Here is a 21547-nt window from a genome sequence, read left to right as displayed (position 1 = left end):
GGGCCCACCGGGTCCGTCCTTCGCGCCGAGTACCGCCTCCGGCGGGCCTTCCGGGACGTCGGCGTGTCGCGCGGGACGGGGGGCGCGACGAGCCCGGGCGGGTGTCGCGGGCTGTTCGCGTGCGCCGGTGGCCCCCGGCACGGTGCGCCCCGCCCGGGGCCGGGCTCGCGTCACCCCTTGGGCGGCCCGTCCGCCTGGGAGGCCCCGCCGTCGTTCGCGTCCGTGGACCGCACCGGGTAGGTGACGGTGCGGTCGGCGTGCACGACGGCCCCCGGCGTGAGCCGGGCGGCCTCCACGCGGTGGGCGGCCATGACGTGGAGGACCTCGTGGCCGCGGGCGAGCAGGTGGTCGGCGATGATGCGCCGGTGGCACCGCCACCACACCGCCTCCGAGCACATCACGGCGGCGCGGCTGGCCGCGCCCGCGTCACCCAACCGGGCGAGACCCGATCCGAACCCGGTGGAAAGCGCGTAGTCGGCGTAGTTGTGGAAGCTGCGGTTGCGCCAGAACCCGTTGACCTCGGGGGAGACGTCCTTGGCGACCGGACGCCGTCCACCGAGTTCCGCGACGCGCGAGTAACGTACGCCGACGTTCCGCAGGGCCCCGGAAAGGGTGTCCTCGTCGAACTGCGGGTTGCGGCGCGAACCCGGGAGTCTGCGTACGTCGACCACCACGTGCACGTCGTTCTCGCGCAACAGCGCGGCGAACTCCTCGAACGTGCGGTCGGAGTGGCCGACGGTGAGGAACGGCGGCGCCATCGCGGTCAGCTGTCGCCGGAGACCCGGGTCAGGGCCCCGTCCTTGTGCGCGGCGACGCGGTCGGTCCTGTCGCTCCTGATCTCGTACTGCGGCTCGTCCTCGGAGGCGCGGCGCGTACGGCCCCTGAACTCGAAGTCGCCGGTGTGCACCCTCGTGATCGTGCCGGACACCCGTCCGGCCTCGGAGTTCCAGCTCACGTGGTCACCGACGTCGAAACGGCGTGTCATCGCGTACACCCTCTCCTCCGGCCGTGGCGCAGCGGCACCTGGTGGGACGGGTCCTCGCCTACCCCGGACGGCCTCGGGGTATGCGGGCGGGCGCCCGGCGCCCTCCGCACGCGCTCCGCGGCGTGGTCTTCCGGCCGGACCCCGGACCGGACCCAGGGGAACCCCGGGCTAGTGTTCCCGTCAGACGGGGCCTGCGGCGCGTCCGCACCGCTTCCGGCCGTCCGGGCGCCTGCCGCCGCGACGGCCGGGCCCGTGCTCCCCGGAGAGAGGCGGACCACCGTTGCGCGACACGGTACGAGTACCCCCGTGGCTGAGGACGGCCCTGTGGGCGACGCGGTGGCTGATCGCGCTCGTGGTCCACTTCGCGGTCCTGGTGGCCCTGCTGATGGCGTGGGGGACGGTCTTCCCGCACCTGCACTACGGGACCATGGTGCTGACCATGGCCTCCGGGTTCGTCTACGCGCCCTTCCACCTCCTGGTCCTGGTCGTACCGCTGTGCACGGCGGGCGAGTACATGGCCGACACGCGCGGCGGCAACCGGGTGGGGTGGTCGCTGCTGCTGGCGGTGGTGCCGTTGCTCCTCGGGACCGTGGCCCTCTACCTCCTCGTGCCCCTGGTGTGGGTGGTCTACATCGTGTATTTCGCTTCCGGGACGCTGTTCAGCGTGACGGCCGTCTACTCGGCTCTGCCCAACCGCTCCGGCCGGGACGCGAAGGAGCGGGCGGAGGCCGCCGACGCCCGTCCCTGCGTCGGGACGCCGTAGTCTGTCCGTTCCAGATGTCCGTATATCGGGCGCCTCGGGAGGGCCACCCCCCTGGCGGCCGAAGGCACAGCGGGGGGCCGGGTTCGTTGACGACCGGGGAGGACGCGCGGATCCGCGCGCTCGAACGCCACGTCCGGGAGTTCTGGCAGGGCCACGCCGTGGAGCCCGCCACCTGGGAGGAGGGGCCCATCCTCGACCGGGTCCCGGGCTTCGCCACCTACCGGGTGGCGCCCCGGAACGAGGGCGAGGGCTGGACCTACGTCACGGTGGGCTCGTCCGTGCACGAGGCGGAGGGCGGCACCGAGTTCTTCCTCATGTCGCCGACCGCGGAGCAGGAGCACGCCGAGACCCTGGCCATGGTCAGCCACCTGCACTCCTTCGAGGAGTACCGGCTCGGCGTCGGTTCGGTGATCGACGCGGGCCGCCCGTGGACGCGGGGCTCGCGCATGGACCACCTGCTGGTGAGCCTGCCCTACCCCCACGGGCCCGCGCTGGAGTGGGCGCCCGCCGAGGCCGGGGGAGCGAGGTTCCTGTGGCTGCTCCCCCTCCACCGGAGCGAGGCCGCCTTCGTCGCGGCCGAATCGCTCGACGCCTTCGAGGAGGTCCTGGAGGCGGAGGGCGTCAACGTGCTGGACGCCGACCGGGCCCCGCTGGTGTGAGCCGGCCCGGTCCGGTGTGAGCCGCCCCCGCCCGCCGGGGTCAGCCGCGCGGGTCGGCGATCCCGCCGACCGGGCCCTCCACGCGGTAGTCGTCCAGCGCGGTGACCACGTACGCGGAACCGGACTCCTCGCCGTCATCCTCGGCCTTCGCGGCGTCCTCGGCGGTGTGGCCGGAGTCCTCCAGCGAGGTCCCGCCGGTCACGCCCACGAGGTTGTCGGAGGAGAGCACGTCGCAGTACTCCTCCGGGTCGCCCGAGTCCGCCCGCGCGGCCTCCTGCGCGTCCAGGCGGTAGACGGCGTAGAAGCGCGCGTCCTCCACCCGCTCCCACTCCACCGAGGTGTGCTCGTCCGCGACCTCGGCGGTCACGTCGTCCACCGGGCCCGCCAGGGACTCGCCCCCGCGGTCGCCTCCGGCCAGGGGAGGCAGGGCGGGGTCGCCGTAGTGCTCGTCGGCCAGGTGCGCGTAGGCCTCCTCGGCCACGCCCGTCAGGGACTTGAAGGAGAAGTAGACGTCGCCGTCGACCTCGGGGTGGTCGGAGGAGTAGTCCAGCTGGGTGCTCAGCGCGTCCTCGCCGGTCCAGTTGCGGTCACCGACCCGGTACGCGCCCTGGCCGATGTACAGGTCCACGTCCGTGCCCTCGACCTGCTCGGCCCACCACGGCAGCAGCTCCTCGTAGTCGGCGGCGTCGAAGCCCCGCTCCCAGTACAGCTGCGGGACGACGTAGTCGACCATCCCCTCCCGGATCCAGGCGCGGGTGTCGGCGTGCTGGGCCCCGTAGGACTCCAGGCCCGAGGTGTCGGACCCGGCGGGGTCGTTCTCGGCGTTGCGCCAGATGCCGAACGGGGAGATCCCGAAGCGCACCCAGGGCTTGGCCTCCTCGATGCGCTCGTGCACCCCGCTGACGAAGTCGTTGACGTTGTCGCGCCGCCAGTTCTCGCGGTCCTCGAAGCCGCCGCCGTGCTCCTCCCACGTCCGGTCGTCGTCGAACTCCTCGCCGTCCTTGGGGTAGGGGTAGAAGAAGTCGTCGAAGTGCACGCCGTCGACGTCGTAGCGCTCCACCACGTCCATGATCACGCGGGTCACCCACTCCTGGACCTCGGGCCTGCCCGGGTCGAGGAAGCCCTCGCCGCCGTAGCGCACCAGCCAGTCGGGGTGCTCCCTGACCGGGTGGTCCTCGGCCAGCTCCTCGATGTCGGAGTCCATGCCGACCCGGTAGGGGTTGAACCAGGCGTGCAGCTCCAGGCCGCGCTCGTGCGCCCCGGCCACCGCGTACTCCAGCGGGTCGTAGCCGGGGTCGCCGCCCTGCTCGCCGGTGAGGTACTTCGACCACGGCTCCAGGTCCGACTCGTAGACCGCGTCGGCGGTGGGCCGCACGTGCAGGAACACGGTGTTCAGGCCGAGGTCCACCGCCTCGTCCAGGCGCTGGTCCATCTCCGTCTTTTGGTCCTCGGCGGACAGGCCCGGCTCGGAGGGCCAGTCGATGTTGCCGACCGTGGTCAGCCACGCCCCGCGCATCTGCCGCTTGTCCTGGGCGGCCTCGCACCCGGCCGAACCGGGGCCGGGGAAGGAACCGGAGGGGGAGTGGGCGGCGCCGACGAGGGCGTATCCGGAGATCATGAGCCCCGACGCGGCGGCGGCGGCCACCCACCGGGAGCGCCAGCGCGGTGAGAGGCCGGCTCGTCGTCCAGGGGTCAAGGAAACTCCTCTGAGCTGCGTTGACATCCGTTTGACGTCACGTCGGGCATCAGAGTAAGCGAAGAAGTAACGTTTTGGAAAACATGGGCGGTTTTGGTGGTTTGAATCTCATCTGCCTGGGGAGGGCAACCATCCGCCATCCCGGGCGGCACGCGGCCCGGTCCGTCCGCCGGAACCGCCCGCGAGGAAGGCCCCCGCCGCGGACCGGAACCGCCCGGCCCCGAGCGCGCGCCTCAGACGGGGACGGGCGCGCGGACCAGGCGCGGTCCAGGGAGCCCAGCGGCGGGCAGGGGTCCGCGCCGTCTTCGCTCAGTCCCCGGGCGGCGCCGTGGACTCGCGCACCACGAGCCCGGGAGGGGCGATCGCCGGCACGTCGGCCGGGGGCCCGTCCAGGGCGGCCACGAGCGTCAGCGCGGCGGCCCGACCGAGTCCCACCAGGTCGTGGCCGACCGTGGTCAGGCGCGGCTGCACGAGTGCGCCCAGGGGCAGGCCGTCGTGGCCGACGACGGACAGGTCCCGTGGCACCTCCAGCCCCCGCCTGCGCGCGGCGCTGATCCCGGCGATCGCCATCATGTCGTTGGCGAACAGGATCGCGGTGGGACGCTCGACCGCCGACAGAGCCTCGTCTGTGGCCGCGGCCGCCCCCTCGGTGGTGAAGTCGGGGACGGTCAGCACGACGGCGGCCAGCCCGTGCCGCCGCACCTGCTCCTCCACGATCCGGCGGCGGAACCCGGTGTGCACGCGGTCCTCGGGGCCGCACACGTAGGCCACCCGCCGGTGCCCCAGCGAGGCCAGGTGCCGGACCGCCTCGACCAGCCCCCGCTCCTGGTCGGGGGCGAGCACCGAGGCGACCGGGTCGTCGCGCCAGGGCATGCCGATCAGCACCGAGGGGAGCCCGAGCCGCCGCAGCAGGTCGAACCGGGGGTCGCGGACCAGGCTCTCGGTGAGGATGACGCCGTCCACCCGGCGCTCCTCGGCCAGACGGCGGTAGGCGCGCCGTTCGGCGTCCTCCTCCTCGCCCACGATGTGCAGCAGCAGGCCGTAGTCCAAGGGGGCGAGTTCGCGCTCGATACCCGAGATCAGCACGCCGAAGTGCGGGTCGTAGGACAGCAGGTCGGGGGAGCGGCGCGAGACCATGCCGATGGCCCGGGTGCGCGCCCCGCGCAGCGCCACGGCCGCGGCCGAGGGCGACCACTGGAGCTTGTCCACCGCGTCCAGGACCCGCCGCCGGGTGGGTTCGGCGATGCGGCCCTTGTTGTTGACCACCTTCGACACGGCCGAGACCGACACCCCCGCCAGCGCGGCGACGTCGGAGATCGTGGGGCGGCCGGTGGATCCGCGGACGGCCGTCACGGCGTCCTCCGGCCGGACGTGGCCCCGGGGGTCTGCTCGCGCACCAGTGCCGCTCCCTTCGCTGTGGCGGGCCCGGCCGCGTTCGCGCCGCCGTTCCCGGGTGTGGCGGGGCGGGCGGGGCCGGGGCGCGGACAGGCTACCAGTGGGTGTGTGGAGGGCCTCCCGGCGCGTACCGGAGAGCCCTTGGGAAAACGATGACCCCGGACTTTTCGGCGGACCCTACCGCATTGAGCGCGGTTTATCCAGGCCTCGACACCCGCATGGGAAAACGATATACCTACGACGTCAGGTACAGCGCGGGGAGTCGGCGCAAGCGCGGCGCGGCTCCGCCGGGCTCACCAGGGCCCCGGGCCGCGGGGGCGCGCCACCGTCCGGCCGCTCCCGCGGCCCGGTTACGCCGGGTGTCGCGGTACACCCCCACCCACGAGGAAGCACCCATGAGGATCACCTCCGCCGACGTCATCGTGACGTGCCCGGGACGCAACTACGTCACCCTCAAGATCACCACCGAGGACGGGACCACCGGCCTCGGCGACGCCACCCTGAACGGCCGCGAGCTCTCCGTCGCCTCCTACCTGCGCGACCACGTCTGCCCGCTGCTCGTGGGCCGCGACTCCGGCCGTATCAACGACATCTGGCAGTACCTGTACCGCGGCGCCTACTGGCGGCGCGGTCCCGTCACCATGACCGCGATCGCCGCCGTGGACTGCGCCCTGTGGGACATCCTCGGCAAGCAGGTCGGCAAGCCCGTCCACCAGCTGCTCGGCGGCGCCGCGCGCGACGGGGTCATGGTCTACGGACACGCCAGCGGCCGGTCCGTGGACGACCTCCTGGAGTCGGTCGGCGGCTTCCTGGACCAGGGGTACCGGGCGGTGCGCGTGCAGGCCGCCGTCCCGGGCCTGGAGAGCACCTACGGACTGCACCACCCCGGCACCGGCCACACCTACGAGCCCGCCGACGCGGCGGTGCCCACCGACAACGTCTGGCACACCCCCGCCTACCTGGACTTCGCGCCCGAGATGATGGAGGCGGTCCGGGAGAGGTTCGGCTACGGCTTCCACCTGCTGCACGACGTGCACCACCGGCTCTCCCCGCTGGAGGCCGCCCAGCTGGGCAGGTCGCTGGAGCCCTACCGCATGTTCTGGATCGAGGACCCCACCCCGGCCGAGGACCAGGAGGCGTTCCGCACGATCCGCCAGCACACCACGACCCCGCTGGCGGTGGGGGAGGTCTTCAACACGATCTGGGACTGCCAGCACCTGATCACCGAGCGGCTCATCGACTACATCCGCATGTCGGTCTCGCACAGCGGGGGCATCACGCACCTGCGCCGGGTCTTCGACCTGGCCGACCTGTACGGGGTGCGCACCGGCTCGCACGGCGCGGGCGACCTGTCGCCGGTGTCGTTCGCCGCGGCCCTGCACCTGGACCTGACCGTGCCCAACTTCGGCATCCAGGAGTACATGGGGCACCTGGAGCCCGCCGGCGAGGTGTTCCGGACCTCCTACACCTTCGCGGACGGCTACATGCACCCGGGCGACGCCCCGGGTCTGGGGGTGGAGATCGACGAGGAGGCCGCGGCCCGCTACCCCTACGAGGCCCGGTACCTGCCGGTCAACCGCAGGCTCGACGGCTCGATGCACGACTGGTGAGGCGCCCGCTCCGGGTCGGCGGGACCCGGTCCCGTCCTTTACCGGCCTCAGCTCGCGGGGGTCCGGTCCGGGCGCGCACGGGCCCTGCCCGCCCGCGCCCGGCATCGCAGACCATCCGGCCCGCGGCGCGCTGTGCCCGACCGGCGCGTTCCGGTACCGGAACGCACGTCGGGGCGGGCGAGCGGGGGACGCGCGCCCGCCCCGGACGAGGTGGCTAGGACGCCGCGCCGCTGAGCTCGTTGGGCTCGGCGTCCAGGGTCACCGAGGCGGTGACCTCACCGGACTCCAGGTCCAGTGCGTGGACCTGCTTCGTGGCGGGGTCGCTCACGTAGGCGGTGGCACCGCGCACGAACAGCGCCGGGCGGGGCTGCTGCCACTCCAGCGGCTCCCGCCACTCGTCCATGACCTCGATGCTGTCCACGACCTCGCCCGCCTCGGGGTCGATCACGTGCAGGCTGCCGTCGGTGCCCAGGACCAGGGCCTCCCCCTCGGGTCCGCGGCCCAGGGAGCGGAAGGTGTAGCTGGCGGGCAGGTCGACCAGGGTCAGTTCTCCGGCGGCGGTGTCCACGAGCGCGACCCGTTCGGGGCGCTCCAGTTCGGCGTCGGGGTCGGTCTTGTAGTCGCCCAGCACGATCGGCGACTCCTCGCTTCCGGCCTGGTTGCCGATGCGCCCGTACTCGTCGGGGCTGTCCACCTTGGTGAACTCGCCGTCCCGGTGGACCAGGACCCCGTCCTCGCAGCCGATGACGACGGCCTCGCCCTCGGCGGTGGTCTCGCCGTGCACGCCCGGGCACTCCTCGCTGCGGGCGACCTCCTCGCCGGAGGCGTCCAGGACGACGGCGCCGACCCGCTCCTCCTCGTCGCCCAGGGTCAGCAGCATCCCGCCGTCGGCCAGCTCCACGGCCACGCCGTGGTGGGCCTCCTCGGCGCTGCTCACGTCGGTCTCGGGCAGGCCGTCGCCCAGGGAGTCGGTGTCGAAGGCGGTGATCTCGCCGCTGCCGTCGGCGAACAGGACGGTCCGGCCCGCGTGCCGGACGACGTGGCCGGGGGTGTCGGCGGGGAAGAGGGTGTCGGTCAGCTCCGCGCCGGCCGCGTCCAGGACCCGGAAGCCCTCAGAGGTGGAGACCAGCACGTGCCGGTCGTCGCCCGCCGGGTTGATCCGGTTGAACCCCTCCAGGGCGATGTCCTGGACGACCTCCAGGCTCTGGCCGTCCAGGACGTACAGGCCGCCGTCGTAGGTGGTGACGACCGGGTTCTCCACCACGGCCTGCGCGGCGGCCTGCTCCTCGCCGCCCTGCTCCCGGCCGGTGTCCTCTCCGGTGCCGCAGGCGGTCAGCAGCAGTCCCGCGGACAGCAGCACGGGCAGCGCCGCGCGTGCCGGGAACAGCGTCGTCGCGTCGTTCGTCGGGGTGTTCACGTTTCTCTCTTTCGGGGTGGAAGGGTCCGCCGCGGGCGGGGGGAGGGACCGCAGCGGTCGTGCCGGGGCTGTGGCCCGGTCACTCGCCACGCAGTCCGGTGGCGATGGCCTCGGTGTTGGAGCGCATCATCTCCAGGTAGGTGGCCGCGCCCCCGCCCTCCTCGCTCAGCGACTCGGAGAAGAGGGGGACGACCTCGATGTGCACGCCCGCCTCCTCGGCCATGGCCGAGGCCAGGCGGTCGGGCTGGGAGGAGTCGGCGAAGACGGCCTCGACGCCCGCCGCGCTCACGGCGTCGGCCAGGGACTTGAGGTCGGAGCTGCTGGGCGAGGCCAGGGTGGTGCCGCTGGGGATCACGGCGCCCACGACCTCGAACCCGTAGCGTTCGGCGAGGTAGCCGAACACGTGGTGGTTGGTCACCAGGTTGCGGTCCTCCTCCGGGATCGCGGCGAACTCCTCGGCCATCCACGCGTCCAGCTCCTCCAGCTGCGCGGTGTAGGCCTCGGCGTTGGCGCGCACGGCCCCGGCGTCCACGCCGTCCACCTCGGCGACCACTTGTTCGGTGATCAGCTCGACCGCCCGGACGACCCGCCGCGGATCGGTCCAGAAGTGGGGGTCGGGCTCGCCCTCGTCCTCGTTGTCCGCGGCGTCCCCGCCGGGGGAGAAGGCCAGGGGGTCGACCTGCGCGCCGACCTCCAGGGCGGGTGTCCCGGCCTCCTCGGCGGCGGCGACGTTGCGCAGCACGCCCTCCTCCAGGCCGAGCCCGTTGTAGACCACGAGCGCCGCGTTCTCCACGAGCGCGGCCTCGCGCGCGGAGATGCCGAAGGAGTGCGGGTCGGCGTTGGGCTTCATCAGGACGGTGACCTCGGCCTCCCCGCCCACGACCTCCCGGGTGAGGTCGCCCAGGATGTTGGTGGTCACCACGATCCCCTCGCCCCCGCCCTCCGAGGGGGAGCAGGAGGCGGTGCCGAGGAGGGCGGCCCCGGCCAGGGCGGCGGCGGTCGCGGCGCGCGGGAGCGCCTTCGGAGCCGTCACTGCGGTCACCATCCCGTCTCGACCATGAGGTGCGGCGCGATGCCCGGGTCGAGGGTGCGCGCCACGCGCAGGTCGTCGTTGTAGTCGATCTCGTGCACGAGGCCGCGCCCGGTGTCGTTGACGTAGGCGCGGCTGGTGTCCGCGCGGATGACGGGGGCGTGCGCGGTGCCGGTGCCGTCGAGCAGGTCGGCGGAGGCCAGTTCCCCACCCGAGGCCGGGTCCAGGGAGTGCAGGGTCCCGTCGCCGGTCAGGGCGAGGACGGGGGCGCCCTCTCCGACGGCCGTCGCGGTCACGGCGCCCTCCAGTTCCAGCGCGGTCCACCCGGGTCCGGCCAGGTCCAGGACCCACAGGTCGCCGCCGGTCGAGACCGAGGCCAGGGTCGCCGAACCGGGGCGGTGCCCGAACTCCTCGACCCGTCCCTCCGATTCCCCGGGGTATGCGACGATCTCGCCGGAGAGCTCCCCGTCCTCCTCGGTGACGTGCAGGGCGCCCTCGGCGCAGCCGATGACCGCGCCGCGCCGGGTGAGCGCCTGGCCGAGGGGGTCGGTGCAGGCGGCGTCGAGCGTGGCGACGGGGGAGCCGTCCCGGTCACGCACCTCGACCGCGCCTTCGGAACCGCCCCCGGCCACCAGGAGGTGCTCGGCGAAGGGCAGGACCACCGAGGCGCCGTCGGGCGGGGCCGCGGCCTCCTCGACCGAACCCTCCTCCAGAGCGGCCCGGTCGAGCACGGCGGCGCCGTCCGCCGCGGTCAGCGCGGTCAGGGCCGCGTCGGAGGCGACCCGGCCCGCGGCCAGGCCCTCCACCGTGCCCGCGAGCCCGACGCCGGTCCGGTAGTAGTGCTTGTGGTCCCCGTGGTCGACTGTCCACGCACCGCTGTCCACCACGGTGGTCATCCGGTGGTCGGATGAGTACAGGTACGCGAAGCGGCCGTCCCCGGCGATGCCGTCGAGGCCCTCCACGGGGTCGAGTTCCGTCGTCTCCTCGGTGATCAGGTCGAGCACCCGGACGTCTCCGCTGCCGGGGTCGGCGACCACGAGGCGGGACTGGGGCTCGGCGGTCTCCTCGGCGCCCTCGACGTAGCCGTGCGGGACCTCCTCCTCCGGCTGCTCCGCGCCGTCCTGCGCGGCGCCGCAGCCGGTCAGCAGGACGAGGGCGGACAGTCCGGCCGCGCCCAGCGCGCCGGTGCGGTGTTCACGCCTCATGTGTCATCGGCCTCTCCATCTGTGCGGGGTGGTCTGGGGTGGTGTCGGGGGTCGGGTCGGGGTAGCCGCGCCCGCGGGAGCGCACGGCCGCCGCGAGCGCGGAGGCGAAGAAGAACGCTGTGGCCGTGGCGGCGATCGTGGCCCCGGCCGCCGTCTCCCAGTGCCAGGAGGCGAGCAGGCCGAGGAAGGTCGCGGCGCTGCCCAGCACGGCCGCGCCGAGCATGATCGCGGGCACGCTGCGCGCCCACAGGGCCGCGGCCGCCGGAGGCGCGATGAGCAGCCCGAACACCAGCAGCGTGCCGACCACGTGGAACGAGGCGACCACGGCCAGGGTGACCAGGCCGAGCAGGACGCCGTGGGCGGCCCGGGGCGCCAGCCCCAGGGTGGCGGCCTTGCGCGGGTCGAAGGCCAGGGCGAGGAAGGCCCGGTGTCCCGCGACGGCGACGACCAGGGACGCGGCCAGCGCCAGGCCCAGGTGGACCAGGTCCTGTTCGCGCACCGCCAGGACGTCCCCGAACAGGAAGCCCGTGAGGTCGACCGCGAAGGAGGACGAGTGCGAGACCAGGATCACGCCGAGTGAGAGCATCCCGACGAAGAGCAGCCCGATGCTCGTGTCCTGGGACAGCCGGGACGAGCGGCCCAGCGCGGTGACGCCCGCGGCCATCGCCCCGGCGGCCAGGGCCGCGCCCAGCATGAGGTTCTGGCCCAGCAGGGACGCCAGGGCCACCCCGGGCAGCATCCCGTGCGACATCGCGTCGCCGAGGAAGGCCATGCCGCGCAGCACCACCCAGGTACCGGCGACGGCGCAGATGAGGGAGACCAGGATGCCTCCCCACAGCGCACGCTGCACGAACACGACCCCGAACGGGGCGAACAGAGCTTCCATAGTGGGACACTGTATAACGATAACCATTGTCATTTGCACATCGGGGTGAGCGTGAGGAGCGGGATGAACCGTCTGGAACTGGACGGCGTGTACGCCGGGTACGGGCGTGAGGACGTCCTGCGGGGCGTCGACGCGGCGGTCCCGGAGGGCGCGGTCACGGCGCTCGTGGGGCCCAACGGATCGGGCAAGTCCACGCTGCTCGGCCTCATGGCGGGCACTGTCGCGGTCCGCCGGGGCGGGGTCCGGGCCTCGCGTCCGGGCCGCCCCGCCTTCGTGGTCCAGCGCAGCGCCGTCCCCGACGCCCTGCCGGTCACGGTGCGCGAGGCCGTCGCTATGGGGCGGTGGGCCCACCGGGGGTTCTGGCGGCCGCTGACCCGGCGCGACCGCGCCGTGGTCGCGGAGTGCCTGGACCGCCTGGACGTCGCCGACCTGGCCGACCGCCGCCTGGGGGAGCTGTCGGGCGGTCAGCGCCAGAGGGTGCTCATCGCCCAGGGCCTGGCGCAGGAGGCGGACCTGCTCCTGCTGGACGAGCCCTCGGCCGGGCTGGACCACCGTGCTCGCGAGTACGTGCGCCGCGTCCTGGAGCGTGCCCGCGCCGACGGTGTCACCGTCGTGCACGCCACCCACGCCCCCGACGAGGCCCTCGACGCCGACCACTGCCTGGTGCTCGCGGGCGGGCGGATCGCGGCCTCGGGGCCGCCGGAGGAGGCCGCGCGGGCCTGGGAGGGGGCGCGGAGCGCCGGATTCGGTTAGGGGGACCGGCGGGACGCGGCCGGGCCGGGGCGGCGGACCCGGCGGGCGACGCCTTCCCTAGGCTGGCCGGATGCTCGTACGGAACCGCTGGACCGTCCTCTCGGTCAGCATGGTGGCGCAGGTGGCCAGTGTGTCGGCGATGTTCGGCGTGCCCGTCGTGCTGCCGCAGCTCAGGGAGGCCTTCGGCGTCACCACGGCGCAGGCCGGGATGCTGGCCGGACTGCCCTCGCTCGGCCTCCTGCTTACGCTCCTGGTGTGGGGCCTGGTGATCGACCGGTTCGGGGAGCGGCCGACGATGGCGCTGAGCCTGGTGCTCACGGCGTGCGCGCTCGGCTCGCTCTGGGCGGTCTCTGGGCTGTGGGGGGCCGTCGCGGTCCTGCTGCTGGTGGGCGCGGTCGGCGGCCCGGTCAACGCGGCGAGCGGGCGGCTGGTGCTGTCCTGGTTCTCCGAGCGCGAACGCGGCCTGGCCATGGGCGTCCGCCAGTCGGCGCTGCCCCTGGGCGTGGGCCTCTCCGCCCTGGCGCTGCCCTGGGCCGCGGGCGCCTGGGGGTTCGTCGGCGCGATGACCCTCCCGGCGGTGCTCGCGCTCCTGGCGGTCCCGTTCGTGCTGGCGATGCCCGCCTCCGCCCCCGGGCGGCCCCCGGCGCCGGAGGCGGCCCGCGCCCCCGCGGGCGCGGACACCTCCGACGACGCCGTGCACGCCGAGGCCGCAGAGGCGGGTGAGGCCGCCGCGCGCCCCGCGGCCGGATCGCCCTACCGGCACGGGCACATCTGGCGGGTGCACGGGGTGAGCATGCTGCTCGGCGTCCCGCAGATCGCGCTGATGACCTACGCCGTCATCTACCTGGTGCAGGAACAGGGGTGGAGCCCGCCCGCCGCGGGCGCGGTCGTCGCGGTGGCGCAGGTGCCCGGGGCGGCCGGGCGGCTGCTGCTGGGCGTCTGGTCGGACCGGAACGGGGACCGGATGCGCCCGGTGCGGTGGCTGGCGGCGGTCTCGGGGGTCTGCCTGGTGCTGCTCGCGGCGCTGCCGATGGCCTGGGGGTGGACGGCCGTGCCGCTGCTCCTGGCCTGCCTGGTCCTGACGATGTGGCACAACGGCCTGACCTTCACCGCCGTCGCCGAGACGGCGGGGACCTCCTGGGCGGGGCGGGCCCTGGCCGCGCAGAACTGGCTCCAGGCGGTCAGCACGACCCTGACGCCGGTGCTCATGGCGGCGGTGATCACCCTCGCGGGCCTGCCCTTCGTCTTCGCGGTGAGCGCGCTCTTCTCCGCCGCGGCCCTCGCGGTGGTCCCGGTGACGCGGAGGAGCTGAGAGAAATGGGGTATTTGACCGGTTTGTGGGTACTGAGGTCTTGATCACGAAGCCCTCATCACATAAGTTCGCTTCCGGCACAGACGTTCGACATTCGCACGGTCACTTTCCGTGAGGATGCTGCTCCCGAAAGGGTGGAACACCCCGCCCAGCCAGGTTCCCGGCGACCCCGGGATGACCCCGGACCGGCAGGAGCGGCCCCGGCGTCCGCGCCCCCACCGCGACAAGCAGAACACGAAGCGGAATCCATGACGCGCACCAGTCCCCTGACCTCGTTCCTCGACTACGAGAGGAGCATCGCGCCGCCCGGCTACAGCCGGTGGCTCATCCCGCCCGCCGCCCTGGCGGTACACCTGTCCATCGGCCAGGTGTACGCGTTCAGCGTCTTCCGCAACCCGCTGGTCGAGCGGTTCGACACGTCGCTGACCGCGATCGGGGTCATCTTCAGCATCGCCATCGTCATGCTCGGCCTGTCGGCCGCGTTCGGTGGCAAATGGGTGGAGCGCAACGGCCCGCGCAAGGCGATGTTCGCCTCCGGCCTGTTCTGGTCCGGCGGGTTCGCGGTCGCCGCGCTCGGCGTGGCGACCGGCCAGCTCTGGCTGGTCTACCTCGGCTACGGCGTCCTCGGCGGGCTCGGCCTGGGCATCGGCTACATCTCGCCGGTCTCCACCCTCATCAAGTGGTTCCCCGACCGGCCCGGCCTGGCCACGGGCATCGCGATCATGGGCTTCGGCGGCGGCGCGCTCATCGCCTCGCCGCTGTCCTCCGAACTCCTGCGGCGCTACGCCGACACCCCCGCGGACGCCATCGCCCCCGCGTTCCTCACCCTGGGCGCGGTCTACTTCGTGATCATGATGCTGGGCGCCTTCACCGTGCGCGTCCCCCCGGCCGGCTGGCGGCCCCGGGGCGCCGCGGCCGAGGAGCCGAAGGGCGCCTCCGCGGACGCGCCCCCGGCCCTGGAGGGGGTGTCGGTGGAGACCGCCGTGCGCACCCCGCAGTTCTGGCTCCTGTGGACCGTGCTCTTCTGCAACGTCACCGCGGGCATCGGAATCCTGGAGCAGGCCTCGCCCATGGTGCAGGAGTTCTTCACCGGGGTCGGCCCGGCCGAGGCGGCGGGCTACGTCGGCTTCCTCTCCCTGTGCAACATGCTCGGGCGGCTCGTGTGGTCCTCGGCCTCCGACGCGATCGGCCGCAAGCGCGTCTACATCGGCTACCTCGGCCTGGGCGGGCTCCTCTACCTGCTGATCGCCATCGCCGGAACCAGCTCGATCGTGCTGTTCGTGGCGCTGACCGGCGTCATCCTGTCCTTCTACGGCGGCGGCTTCTCCACGGTGCCCGCCTACCTGAAGGACCTGTTCGGCACCTTCAACGTGGGCGCCATCCACGGCAGGCTCCTCACCGCCTGGTCGCTGGCCGGGGTCGCCGGGCCGATGATCGTCAACGTCATCGCCGACGCCCAGCTGGCCGCCGGACGCGACGGGGCCGAGCTCTACGGGCTCTCCCTCTACGTCATGGTCGGCGTCATGGCCGTGGGCTTCCTCGCGAACATGCTGGTCCGGCCCCTGCCCGAGCGGGTCCACCAGCGCGACCGGGAACGCGTCGCCGGGCGCGGCTGAGCCCGGAACCGGGAGCGGGGCCGCGACGTGTGCCTCCCCCGGAACCCAACACACGCCTCACCGGTCACCGAGGAAGGGCCACACATGTCAGGCAACCGGACCACCAACGCCTCCACCGTCACCGCGATCCTGCTGTGGGTGATCGTGCTCGCCGCCCTGGCCTACGGGGTGGCGCAGACCGCGGTGGACGCCGCGGCGCTCTTCGCCTCCTGAGGGGCGGTTCCGCCGAATCCGCCAGGCGGTACGCCGCCGCGCCGACCGCCCACCGCTCCACCCCCGTGGGGAGCGGTGGGCGGCCGGCGTTTCGCACGCTCCCCTCCGGGAATCGCGGCCGTGTGCCCGGGGGCGACGACGGGTCCTGCGGCCGACCGGCCGCCAGTGGAGAGCGGGGGAGTGGAGCGTGGACCGGCCCGAGGGGTCAGCGGAGGAAGGACCGCAGCGGGAGGAGACGCCTCGCGAGCGGACGAGGCGCCGTGCCGTCGGCCTCGGGTTCGTCCTGGGTGTCCTCGCCGGGGCGGTAGCGCTGATCCTCGGCCTGAACGCGGCGGGAGCACCGCGGCAGGCCTCCTGGATCGCTACGCCGCTCCTGGCCGCCGTGCTGTGCCGGGCCGTCCCCCGCAGGTGGGTGCTCCAGGCGATCATCCCCGCCGCCTGCGCCGTTCTGCTGATGATGCCGGTGGCCGTGGTCGTGCAGCAGTTCGTCGACTGGCTGCCCTTCTACTCGGTTCTGGTCTCAGCCATCCCCGGGATCGCTGTCGCGATCCCGGTGTGGCGCCGAACGCGCGCAGACGCGGCCGACGCCACACCGGTCGGGGACCCGCTCCAGGAGGCGCACCGCCGGGACGGAGGGGAGCCCCGGCGTCCCGACCGTCGCCGGGGCGCGGAGAATCCGCTGATCCTCGGACGCCTGCGCCGTTACCTCGACGGCCCCGGGAACGCCTCCCGGGGCGGCCCGTCCTGACCCGGGGAGCGGCCGGACCCGGCTCCCCGGCACCCGCCCCGGACCGGTTCAGGGCTCCGCTATCCGGCCCCGCCCGTGTTCTCGCCCTTGGCCCAGGCGGTGACCAGCCTCTGGGCGTCGGGGCGGCGCGGCATGGCCACGATGAGCAGGTCGTTCTCACGGACCCGGGTGTGCGCCGAGGGCACCAGCACCCGCTTGCCCCGCACGATCGTGGTGACCAGGCCGTGCGGCGGTTCCAGCTCCCCGAGCAGCCTGCCCACGATGTACAGCCCCGGCGCCGCGCGCACCTCGATCAGCTCGGTGCCCAAGTCGCTGATGGGCACGTCCGCCACCACGGGTTCGAGCGAGTGCCCGCCCCGGGTCAGCCCCAGCAGACCCGCCACGGTGCGGATGCTGGTGCCCTGCACCGCCGCTGAGACCAGCACGACGAAGAAGACGATGTTGAAGATCAGGGCGCCGTCGGGGTACCCGGCCACGAACGGGAACGTGGCCAGCACGATCGGCACGGCACCGCGCAGCCCCACCCAGCTGACGAAGGCGGTCTCCCGCCACGTGTAGTCGAACCACACCAGGCACAGCGCCACCGTCGCCGGACGGGCCACCAGCACCAGGACCGCGCTGACGGCCAGCCCCGAGAGCGCCACCCCCGGCAGGTCGGAGGGGAAGACCAGCATCCCCAGCAGCAGGAACAGCCCCACCTCGGCGGTGCTGGACAGCCCCTCGTGGAAGGTCCGGATGCCCCGCCGGTGCAGGGGCGCGCGGGCGCCCACGACCAGCCCGGTCACGTAGACCGCCAGGAAGCCGGAGGCACCCGCCAGCGCCGCGGCGCCGTAGGAGACCCCGGCCACGCCCAGCGCCAGCACCGGGTAGACCCCCGCCGGGCCCAGGTTGACGCGTGTCAGCAGCCAGCTTCCGGCCAGTCCCGCCACGGCGCCCACGACCAGGCCCCCGACCAGCTGCATGAGGGCGAACAGCGCCCATTCGGCCGGGGACGGCGCGTCCTGCCAGGTGGCGATGAGGCCGATGGTGAGCAGGACGGCGATCGGGTCGTTGGCGCCGGACTCCACCTCCAGCAGGGACGCGACCTTGCGGGGCAGCGGGGCCCTCCGTAGCATGGCGAACACCGCGGCGGCGTCGGTGGAGGCCACGACCGCGCCGATGAGCAGGGCGGTCAGGGGGCGCACGTCCAGCAGCAGGTACGTGCCCGCCGCCAGGACCAGCGCCGTGCCCGCCACGGCCACGGTGGCCAGCGCGAACCCGGGCGCGGCGGCGCGCCTCAGGTCCCCGGGCTTGGTCGTCAGGCCGCCCTCGAAGAGGATGAGGATCAGCCCGACGGCTCCGCCGATCTGGGCGACCTCGGGGTTGTCCAGCCGGACCAGCCCGAGCCCGTCGTCGGCGATGAGCATGCCCAGCGCCAGGAACAGCAGCAGGCCGGGCAGCCGGATGCGGTTGGCGAAGCCCGAGGCCAGGATCGCCGCCACCAGCAGGAGTCCGGCCGCCAGGATCCACCCGTCGGCGGGCAGGTGTACTGTCATGGTCCCCCGTCGTCGGCTCTGGGACGCGGTGGAGGGGGGAGTGCCGATGGCCGCCGGTGGTGAGGACGGCACCGCACGGGCCCCCGCCCGCGCCATCACCCGGTTCCTGGTGCCCCTGGACGGCACCGCCGGTGCGGCGGCCGCCCTCGGCCCGGCGCTGCGCGCCGCCCGCGTCCTGCGGGTCCCCCTGGAACTGCTGACCGTGCGCGACCGCGTGAACCGCGCCTGGGTCGAGGACGTCGACGCCGTCGCGGCGGGCCTGGACTACGACCGCGTCGAGGTCTCCATGGTCGGCTCCGGCTGGCCGGGGGACGTGATCGTCGACGCGGTCGCCGAGCAGACCGGAACGGTCGTGTGCATGGCCACCCACGACCGGGACCGGTTCTCACGCCTGATGGCGGGCAGCGTCACCGGACACGTGCTGCGCCAGGCCGCCGCCCCGGTGCTCATGATAGGTCCCGGGTACCTGTGTGACGGGGGAGGCGGGGCCGGTGGCCGCGCCCTCGTGTGCCTGGACGGCGGTTCCCGCGACGCAGACACCCTCGCCCTGGGGCGGGGGTGGGCCCGCCAGCTCGGGCTGGAGGTGGAGCTGGTGCACGTGGCCTCGCCCGGCGGGGCGGCCGTGGCCGGGGCGCGGCTGTCGGGGGCCGCGCGGAGGCTGGAGGCGGACGGCCTGGCGGTGCGCACGACCGTGCTGACCGGCACCGACCCCGCGGGCGGCATCACCGGGCTGCTCCACCGCCGCCCCGGTGCCCTGGCGGTGCTCGCCAGCCGCGCCCGGGTGGGGATTCCCAAGCTCGTCCTGGGCAGCGTCAGCTCGCGCATCCTCGCGGCCAGCCCCCGCCCCGTCCTCCTCACGCGCTCGTCCTGAGGCCGCGCTCCCCGACGCACTGACCGCAAGCGCCGTCCGCGCGGCGCTGGGGACCCGGCCCCTGAGCGCGCGGGGGTCGGCGTCCCCGCGCGACCGGTGCGTCAGTCGGCGGCCAGGGTCTGGCGGTAGTGCGCGATGAGCGCCTCGTCGGGACCGGCCTGCGCCGGTTCCGCGCGTCCGTCCAGCACGGCGGCGAGCGTGCGCAGGCACACGTCCCACCCGGCCGCGGTGTTGGCCGTCCACGCCGGGTCGGCGACGGTGTTGGACAGGCGCAGCACGCACCCGTCGCCGTCCTCCTCCAGGGTCCAGCGCAGGTCCTCGCCGTCCCAGCGGAAGGCCAGGACGTGCGGCGGCGCGAACTCGGTGATCGGCGCGGTCGACGGTTCCTCGCCGGGGAAGGTGAGCGTGAGCGCGCCGCCCTCGCGCGCGTCGATCGCCACCCGGCAGGGGAACCACCGGCTGAGCGCCTCGTCGGTGGTCAGCGCGGCCCAGACCGTCGGCAGGGGGTGCGCGTAGCGGCGGGTGAATCGCAGTACGGGAGCGCCGGACGTGTTCGTCCCGACGCGGACCTCGGTGCTCATGGCTGCTGCCCCTCCTGCGGGTGCGTGGAGTCCAGGTACTCGCCCAGTTCGTCCAGCCGGTCCGTCCAGAACGCCCGGTAGGGGCGCAGCCAGTCGTCCAGGTCGCGCAGCGCCTCGGCCCGCAGGCGGTAGCGCCGCCCCTGCCGCTCGGCGGTCTCGGAGACCAGCCCGGCGGTGCGCAGCACGCGCAGGTGCTTGGAGACGTTGGGCTGGCTCATGTCCAGCCCGGCGACCAGGTCCTTGACGAGCAGGCCCTCGCTGCGGCGCAGCGCGTCGAGGATGCGGCGCCTGCTGGGTTCGGCCAGGACGGCGAACAGATCGGGCATACATTGAGTATGGCTACTCGGTTATATAACCGTCAAGGCATACATGGGGGGCGGTGTGTTCCCCTGGGGAGGGGCCTGGCCTGCCCGGGAGCGGCGCCGGACGGCCGTCCGGAGGACCGGCTGCCCGAAGGGCCCGGCCCTCCTGGCGCGCCCGACGGGGCCCGGAGCGGTTCAGCCGCCCGTCAGCCGCTCAGCTCCGGCTTGCCGAACAGCGCGGCGTAGCCGGAGGGGAGCTGGCTGAGGATGTGGTTGAGCTGACCGCCGGTGACCCGGCGGGAGACGGTGGTGAGCACGGCGCTGGCGTCCCACTCGGCGGTCCGGGGCCGGGCGCCGGTGGCGGCGCCCACCCGGGTGAGGAACTCCTCCACACCGAAGGACTCCGCCTCCAGCAGTTCGCCCTGCTGGATCGCCTCGCCCAGTTCGTCGGGCAGCTGCGCGACCAGGTGTTCCGCGCCGTTCGCCTGGAGCCGGGGCGCCAGCACGCCCAGTACCGCCCGGCTGACCTGCTCGGCCTCGTCGCGGTCGGCGTATTCGCCCAGCTCGCGGACCTCGTTCAGGAATTCGTCGTAGTGCATCTCGACCTCCACGTGGTGGCGGATGTCCGGGTCCCCTGCCCGCTCCCCGGCGGAGGCAATCACCGGAGGAGCGGACGGGGTCCGCGCAGTTCGGAGCCTTCGGAGGAAGTCAGGCGTCCGTGGCGTGCGTGATCGGGTCCCCCTCCGTCGGACCCGGTGCGGGCGGGCCGTACAGGTCGGTGGCCTCGTGGCCCACCCTGCGCGCGGTCAGGGCCGCGGGCACCATGGCCAGCAGCGCGAGCAGGGCCAGGCCGACGCCGACCCACAGCGGTGCGCGCAGTCCGAAGGCGTCGATGCCCATGCCGCCGATCCAGGAGCCGACGACCACGCCCATGGTGATGAACGAGGAGTGGACGGTGTTGACCAGGGCGCGCGGGTTCCCGGCCCGCTGGACGCGGGTGATCATCGCGGGATTCAACGTGATGCCCACCAGGCCGATGCCCGCCATCGCCAGCAGGGCGGGGACCGGCAGGTCCGCGAAGAGCGCGAAGACGCCCAGGAAGACCGTGTTGAGCGCCAGACCGGCCACGATGACGGTCACGGTGCGGGACATGGCCAGGCGGCCGACCACGATGTTGCCGATGACCGTGGCCCCGCCGTAGCCCAGGAGCAGCAGCGGCACGATGTCGCGGGAGAACCCGGTGACCTCGGTGAGGATCGGTGTGAAGTAGGAGAACGCCGCGAAGGTGGCGCCGATGATGAGCGTGGAGGTGGCCATGACGGTCCACAGGCGCGGGCGGCGGAACACCTCCAGTTCGGAGCGCAGGGCCCCGGCCTCCTCGGCCCTCTCCAGGCGTGGCAGGGCGAGCGCGGTGGCCACGGCCACGACCACGGTCAGCACGCCGACGGCGGCGAAGGCGGCGCGCCAGCCGAACCGGCCGCCGATGAGCGTGGACAGCGGAAGGCCGAGCAGGGTGCCCACCATCAGGCCCTGGAGGGCCGCGCCGGTGGCGCGCCCGCGCAGGTGCGGCGCGGTGACCTGAGCGACCGCCGACAGGGCGACGCCGAAGAAGGCTCCGGCGGCCGCTCCGGTGACCACGCGGGCCACGAGCATGGGCCAGTAGGAGGTGGACAGGGCGGCCAGTGCGTTGCCGACGAAGAAGACGGCGAAGAGCACCATCAGGGCGTGGTTCGTGCGCAGACGGAGGACCGACAGGGCCACCAGCGGACCGCCGAGCGCCATCGCCAGTGCGAACGCGGTGATGAGGTAGCCGATCTGCGGGATGGTGACCCCCAAGTCCTCCGACATCTGCGGCATGAGTCCACCGACGAGCAGTTCGCTGGTGACCATGGCGAAGATGCCGAGCGCCATGAGGTAGACGGATACGGGCATGGGTTTCCCTCTCAAGTTTTGTATCGATCAGACCAAAA

22 protein-coding genes are annotated in these 21547 nt (G+C 73.8%); 9 read left to right on the top strand and 13 right to left on the bottom strand.

Annotated features, from left to right (window positions below; genetic code table 11):
* Positions 1 to 170: 170 nt before the first annotated feature.
* Entirely contained in the window at positions 171 to 758 is a 588-nt protein-coding gene (locus KGD83_RS19780; RefSeq protein ID WP_212640600.1) for a DUF488 domain-containing protein, read from the bottom strand.
* Positions 759 to 763: 5 nt separating this feature from the next.
* Entirely contained in the window at positions 764 to 985 is a 222-nt protein-coding gene (locus tag KGD83_RS19775) for a hypervirulence associated TUDOR domain-containing protein (RefSeq protein ID WP_212640599.1), read from the bottom strand.
* A gap of 280 nt (positions 986 to 1265) precedes the next feature.
* On the opposite strand from KGD83_RS19775, the gene KGD83_RS19770 reads away from it, so the two are divergent.
* Both KGD83_RS19770 and KGD83_RS19765 read left to right on the top strand, forming a co-directional pair.
* Positions 1266 to 1748 (top strand): hypothetical protein, encoded by a 483-nt coding sequence (locus KGD83_RS19770; RefSeq protein ID WP_212640598.1) that lies wholly within the window; start codon positions 1266 to 1268, stop codon positions 1746 to 1748.
* 86 nt (positions 1749 to 1834) lie between these two features.
* Positions 1835 to 2407: a suppressor of fused domain protein gene (locus KGD83_RS19765; RefSeq protein WP_212640597.1), complete on the top strand. Its 573-nt coding sequence runs from the start codon at positions 1835 to 1837 to the stop codon at positions 2405 to 2407.
* A 40-nt stretch (positions 2408 to 2447) separates the two neighbouring features.
* Here KGD83_RS19765 and KGD83_RS19760 read toward each other — a convergent pair whose 3' ends face one another.
* Together KGD83_RS19760 and KGD83_RS19755 are read right to left on the bottom strand one after the other, a co-directional pair.
* Complete coding sequence (locus KGD83_RS19760; protein WP_449411053.1) at positions 2448 to 4130, bottom strand: glycoside hydrolase family 10 protein; 1683 nt, start codon at positions 4128 to 4130, stop codon at positions 2448 to 2450.
* A gap of 282 nt (positions 4131 to 4412) precedes the next feature.
* Positions 4413 to 5456, bottom strand: a complete 1044-nt coding sequence (locus tag KGD83_RS19755; protein WP_212640596.1) for a LacI family DNA-binding transcriptional regulator — start codon at positions 5454 to 5456, stop codon at positions 4413 to 4415.
* A gap of 437 nt (positions 5457 to 5893) precedes the next feature.
* Between KGD83_RS19755 and manD the strand changes: the two genes are divergently transcribed.
* Positions 5894 to 7108 (top strand): D-mannonate dehydratase ManD, encoded by a 1215-nt coding sequence (gene manD, locus KGD83_RS19750; RefSeq protein ID WP_212640595.1) that lies wholly within the window; start codon positions 5894 to 5896, stop codon positions 7106 to 7108.
* Between the two features lie 214 nt (positions 7109 to 7322).
* On the opposite strand, the gene aztD is transcribed toward manD, so the two are convergent.
* The 4 genes from aztD to aztB all read right to left on the bottom strand — a co-directional run bounded on the left by aztD (position 7323) and on the right by aztB (position 11646).
* Positions 7323 to 8525 (bottom strand): zinc metallochaperone AztD, encoded by a 1203-nt coding sequence (aztD, locus tag KGD83_RS19745; RefSeq protein ID WP_212640594.1) that lies wholly within the window; start codon positions 8523 to 8525, stop codon positions 7323 to 7325.
* A 79-nt stretch (positions 8526 to 8604) separates the two neighbouring features.
* The gene (aztC, locus tag KGD83_RS19740; protein WP_212640593.1) at positions 8605 to 9570 is read right to left on the bottom strand and encodes a zinc ABC transporter substrate-binding protein AztC; all 966 of its coding nucleotides are present in this window, start codon (positions 9568 to 9570) and stop codon (positions 8605 to 8607) included.
* The gene (locus tag KGD83_RS19735; protein ID WP_212640592.1) at positions 9564 to 10760 is read right to left on the bottom strand and encodes an ABC transporter; all 1197 of its coding nucleotides are present in this window, start codon (positions 10758 to 10760) and stop codon (positions 9564 to 9566) included. Before KGD83_RS19735 ends, aztC begins: the two co-directional genes overlap by 7 nt.
* On the bottom strand, positions 10750 to 11646 hold the full coding sequence (gene aztB, locus KGD83_RS19730; protein ID WP_212640591.1) for a zinc ABC transporter permease AztB: 897 nt from the start codon (positions 11644 to 11646) through the stop codon (positions 10750 to 10752). Before aztB ends, KGD83_RS19735 begins: the two co-directional genes overlap by 11 nt.
* A 63-nt stretch (positions 11647 to 11709) precedes the next feature.
* On the opposite strand from aztB, the gene aztA reads away from it, so the two are divergent.
* The 5 genes from aztA (at position 11710) to KGD83_RS19710 (ending at position 16288) form a co-directional block, all read left to right on the top strand.
* Entirely contained in the window at positions 11710 to 12399 is a 690-nt protein-coding gene (aztA, locus tag KGD83_RS19725) for a zinc ABC transporter ATP-binding protein AztA (RefSeq protein ID WP_212640590.1), read from the top strand.
* Positions 12400 to 12469: 70 nt separating this feature from the next.
* Positions 12470 to 13711: an MFS transporter gene (locus KGD83_RS19720; RefSeq protein WP_212640589.1), complete on the top strand. Its 1242-nt coding sequence runs from the start codon at positions 12470 to 12472 to the stop codon at positions 13709 to 13711.
* A 248-nt stretch (positions 13712 to 13959) separates the two neighbouring features.
* Positions 13960 to 15327 (top strand): L-lactate MFS transporter, encoded by a 1368-nt coding sequence (locus KGD83_RS19715; protein WP_212640588.1) that lies wholly within the window; start codon positions 13960 to 13962, stop codon positions 15325 to 15327.
* A gap of 84 nt (positions 15328 to 15411) precedes the next feature.
* On the top strand, positions 15412 to 15540 hold the full coding sequence (locus KGD83_RS28990; protein ID WP_019610327.1) for an MFS transporter small subunit: 129 nt from the start codon (positions 15412 to 15414) through the stop codon (positions 15538 to 15540).
* A gap of 187 nt (positions 15541 to 15727) precedes the next feature.
* Positions 15728 to 16288: a hypothetical protein gene (locus KGD83_RS19710; protein ID WP_212640587.1), complete on the top strand. Its 561-nt coding sequence runs from the start codon at positions 15728 to 15730 to the stop codon at positions 16286 to 16288.
* A gap of 59 nt (positions 16289 to 16347) precedes the next feature.
* On the opposite strand, the gene KGD83_RS19705 is transcribed toward KGD83_RS19710, so the two are convergent.
* A complete protein-coding gene (locus tag KGD83_RS19705) occupies positions 16348 to 17823 on the bottom strand; it encodes a potassium/proton antiporter (protein ID WP_212640586.1) in 1476 nt (491 codons plus the stop codon).
* On the opposite strand from KGD83_RS19705, the gene KGD83_RS19700 reads away from it, so the two are divergent.
* Positions 17822 to 18694, top strand: coding sequence for a universal stress protein (locus KGD83_RS19700; RefSeq protein WP_249351961.1), 873 nt, complete (start codon positions 17822 to 17824; stop codon positions 18692 to 18694). The two genes, KGD83_RS19705 and KGD83_RS19700, sit on opposite strands and share 2 nt — an antisense overlap.
* A 101-nt stretch (positions 18695 to 18795) precedes the next feature.
* On the opposite strand, the gene KGD83_RS19695 is transcribed toward KGD83_RS19700, so the two are convergent.
* The 4 genes from KGD83_RS19695 to KGD83_RS19680 form a co-directional block, all read right to left on the bottom strand.
* Complete coding sequence (locus KGD83_RS19695) at positions 18796 to 19275, bottom strand: SRPBCC family protein (RefSeq protein WP_212640585.1); 480 nt, start codon at positions 19273 to 19275, stop codon at positions 18796 to 18798.
* Positions 19272 to 19601 (bottom strand): ArsR/SmtB family transcription factor, encoded by a 330-nt coding sequence (locus KGD83_RS19690; protein ID WP_212640584.1) that lies wholly within the window; start codon positions 19599 to 19601, stop codon positions 19272 to 19274. The genes KGD83_RS19695 and KGD83_RS19690 overlap by 4 nt, the downstream gene beginning before the upstream one ends.
* A 182-nt stretch (positions 19602 to 19783) precedes the next feature.
* Positions 19784 to 20176 carry a DUF2267 domain-containing protein gene (locus tag KGD83_RS19685; RefSeq protein WP_150254920.1) on the bottom strand — a complete coding sequence of 131 codons (393 nt, stop codon included), beginning with the start codon at positions 20174 to 20176 and terminating at the stop codon, positions 19784 to 19786.
* A gap of 109 nt (positions 20177 to 20285) precedes the next feature.
* Entirely contained in the window at positions 20286 to 21509 is a 1224-nt protein-coding gene (locus KGD83_RS19680; protein ID WP_212640583.1) for an MFS transporter, read from the bottom strand.
* Positions 21510 to 21547 lie beyond the last annotated feature (38 nt).

Origin of the sequence: Nocardiopsis akebiae (assembly GCF_018316795.1) — a bacterium.
Classification (GTDB): domain Bacteria; phylum Actinomycetota; class Actinomycetes; order Streptosporangiales; family Streptosporangiaceae; genus Nocardiopsis; species Nocardiopsis dassonvillei.
This window is presented reverse-complemented; position numbering and strand designations above follow the sequence as displayed.

Coding starts and splice junctions, on each gene's coding strand:
- KGD83_RS19780 (WP_212640600.1), bottom strand. CDS start 758: ATGGCGCCGCCGTTCCTCACCGTCGGCCACTCCGACCGCACGTTCGAG.
- KGD83_RS19775 (WP_212640599.1), bottom strand. CDS start 985: ATGACACGCCGTTTCGACGTCGGTGACCACGTGAGCTGGAACTCCGAG.
- KGD83_RS19760 (WP_449411053.1), bottom strand. CDS start 4,130: ATGTCAACGCAGCTCAGAGGAGTTTCCTTGACCCCTGGACGACGAGCC.
- manD (WP_212640595.1), top strand. CDS start 5,894: ATGAGGATCACCTCCGCCGACGTCATCGTGACGTGCCCGGGACGCAAC.
- aztC (WP_212640593.1), bottom strand. CDS start 9,570: ATGGTGACCGCAGTGACGGCTCCGAAGGCGCTCCCGCGCGCCGCGACC.
- KGD83_RS19735 (WP_212640592.1), bottom strand. CDS start 10,760: ATGAGGCGTGAACACCGCACCGGCGCGCTGGGCGCGGCCGGACTGTCC.
- aztB (WP_212640591.1), bottom strand. CDS start 11,646: ATGGAAGCTCTGTTCGCCCCGTTCGGGGTCGTGTTCGTGCAGCGTGCG.
- aztA (WP_212640590.1), top strand. CDS start 11,710: ATGAACCGTCTGGAACTGGACGGCGTGTACGCCGGGTACGGGCGTGAG.
- KGD83_RS19720 (WP_212640589.1), top strand. CDS start 12,470: ATGCTCGTACGGAACCGCTGGACCGTCCTCTCGGTCAGCATGGTGGCG.
- KGD83_RS19715 (WP_212640588.1), top strand. CDS start 13,960: ATGACGCGCACCAGTCCCCTGACCTCGTTCCTCGACTACGAGAGGAGC.
- KGD83_RS28990 (WP_019610327.1), top strand. CDS start 15,412: ATGTCAGGCAACCGGACCACCAACGCCTCCACCGTCACCGCGATCCTG.
- KGD83_RS19700 (WP_249351961.1), top strand. CDS start 17,822: ATGGTCCCCCGTCGTCGGCTCTGGGACGCGGTGGAGGGGGGAGTGCCG.
- KGD83_RS19705 (WP_212640586.1), bottom strand. CDS start 17,823: ATGACAGTACACCTGCCCGCCGACGGGTGGATCCTGGCGGCCGGACTC.
- KGD83_RS19695 (WP_212640585.1), bottom strand. CDS start 19,275: ATGAGCACCGAGGTCCGCGTCGGGACGAACACGTCCGGCGCTCCCGTA.
- KGD83_RS19690 (WP_212640584.1), bottom strand. CDS start 19,601: ATGCCCGATCTGTTCGCCGTCCTGGCCGAACCCAGCAGGCGCCGCATC.
- KGD83_RS19685 (WP_150254920.1), bottom strand. CDS start 20,176: ATGCACTACGACGAATTCCTGAACGAGGTCCGCGAGCTGGGCGAATAC.
- KGD83_RS19680 (WP_212640583.1), bottom strand. CDS start 21,509: ATGCCCGTATCCGTCTACCTCATGGCGCTCGGCATCTTCGCCATGGTC.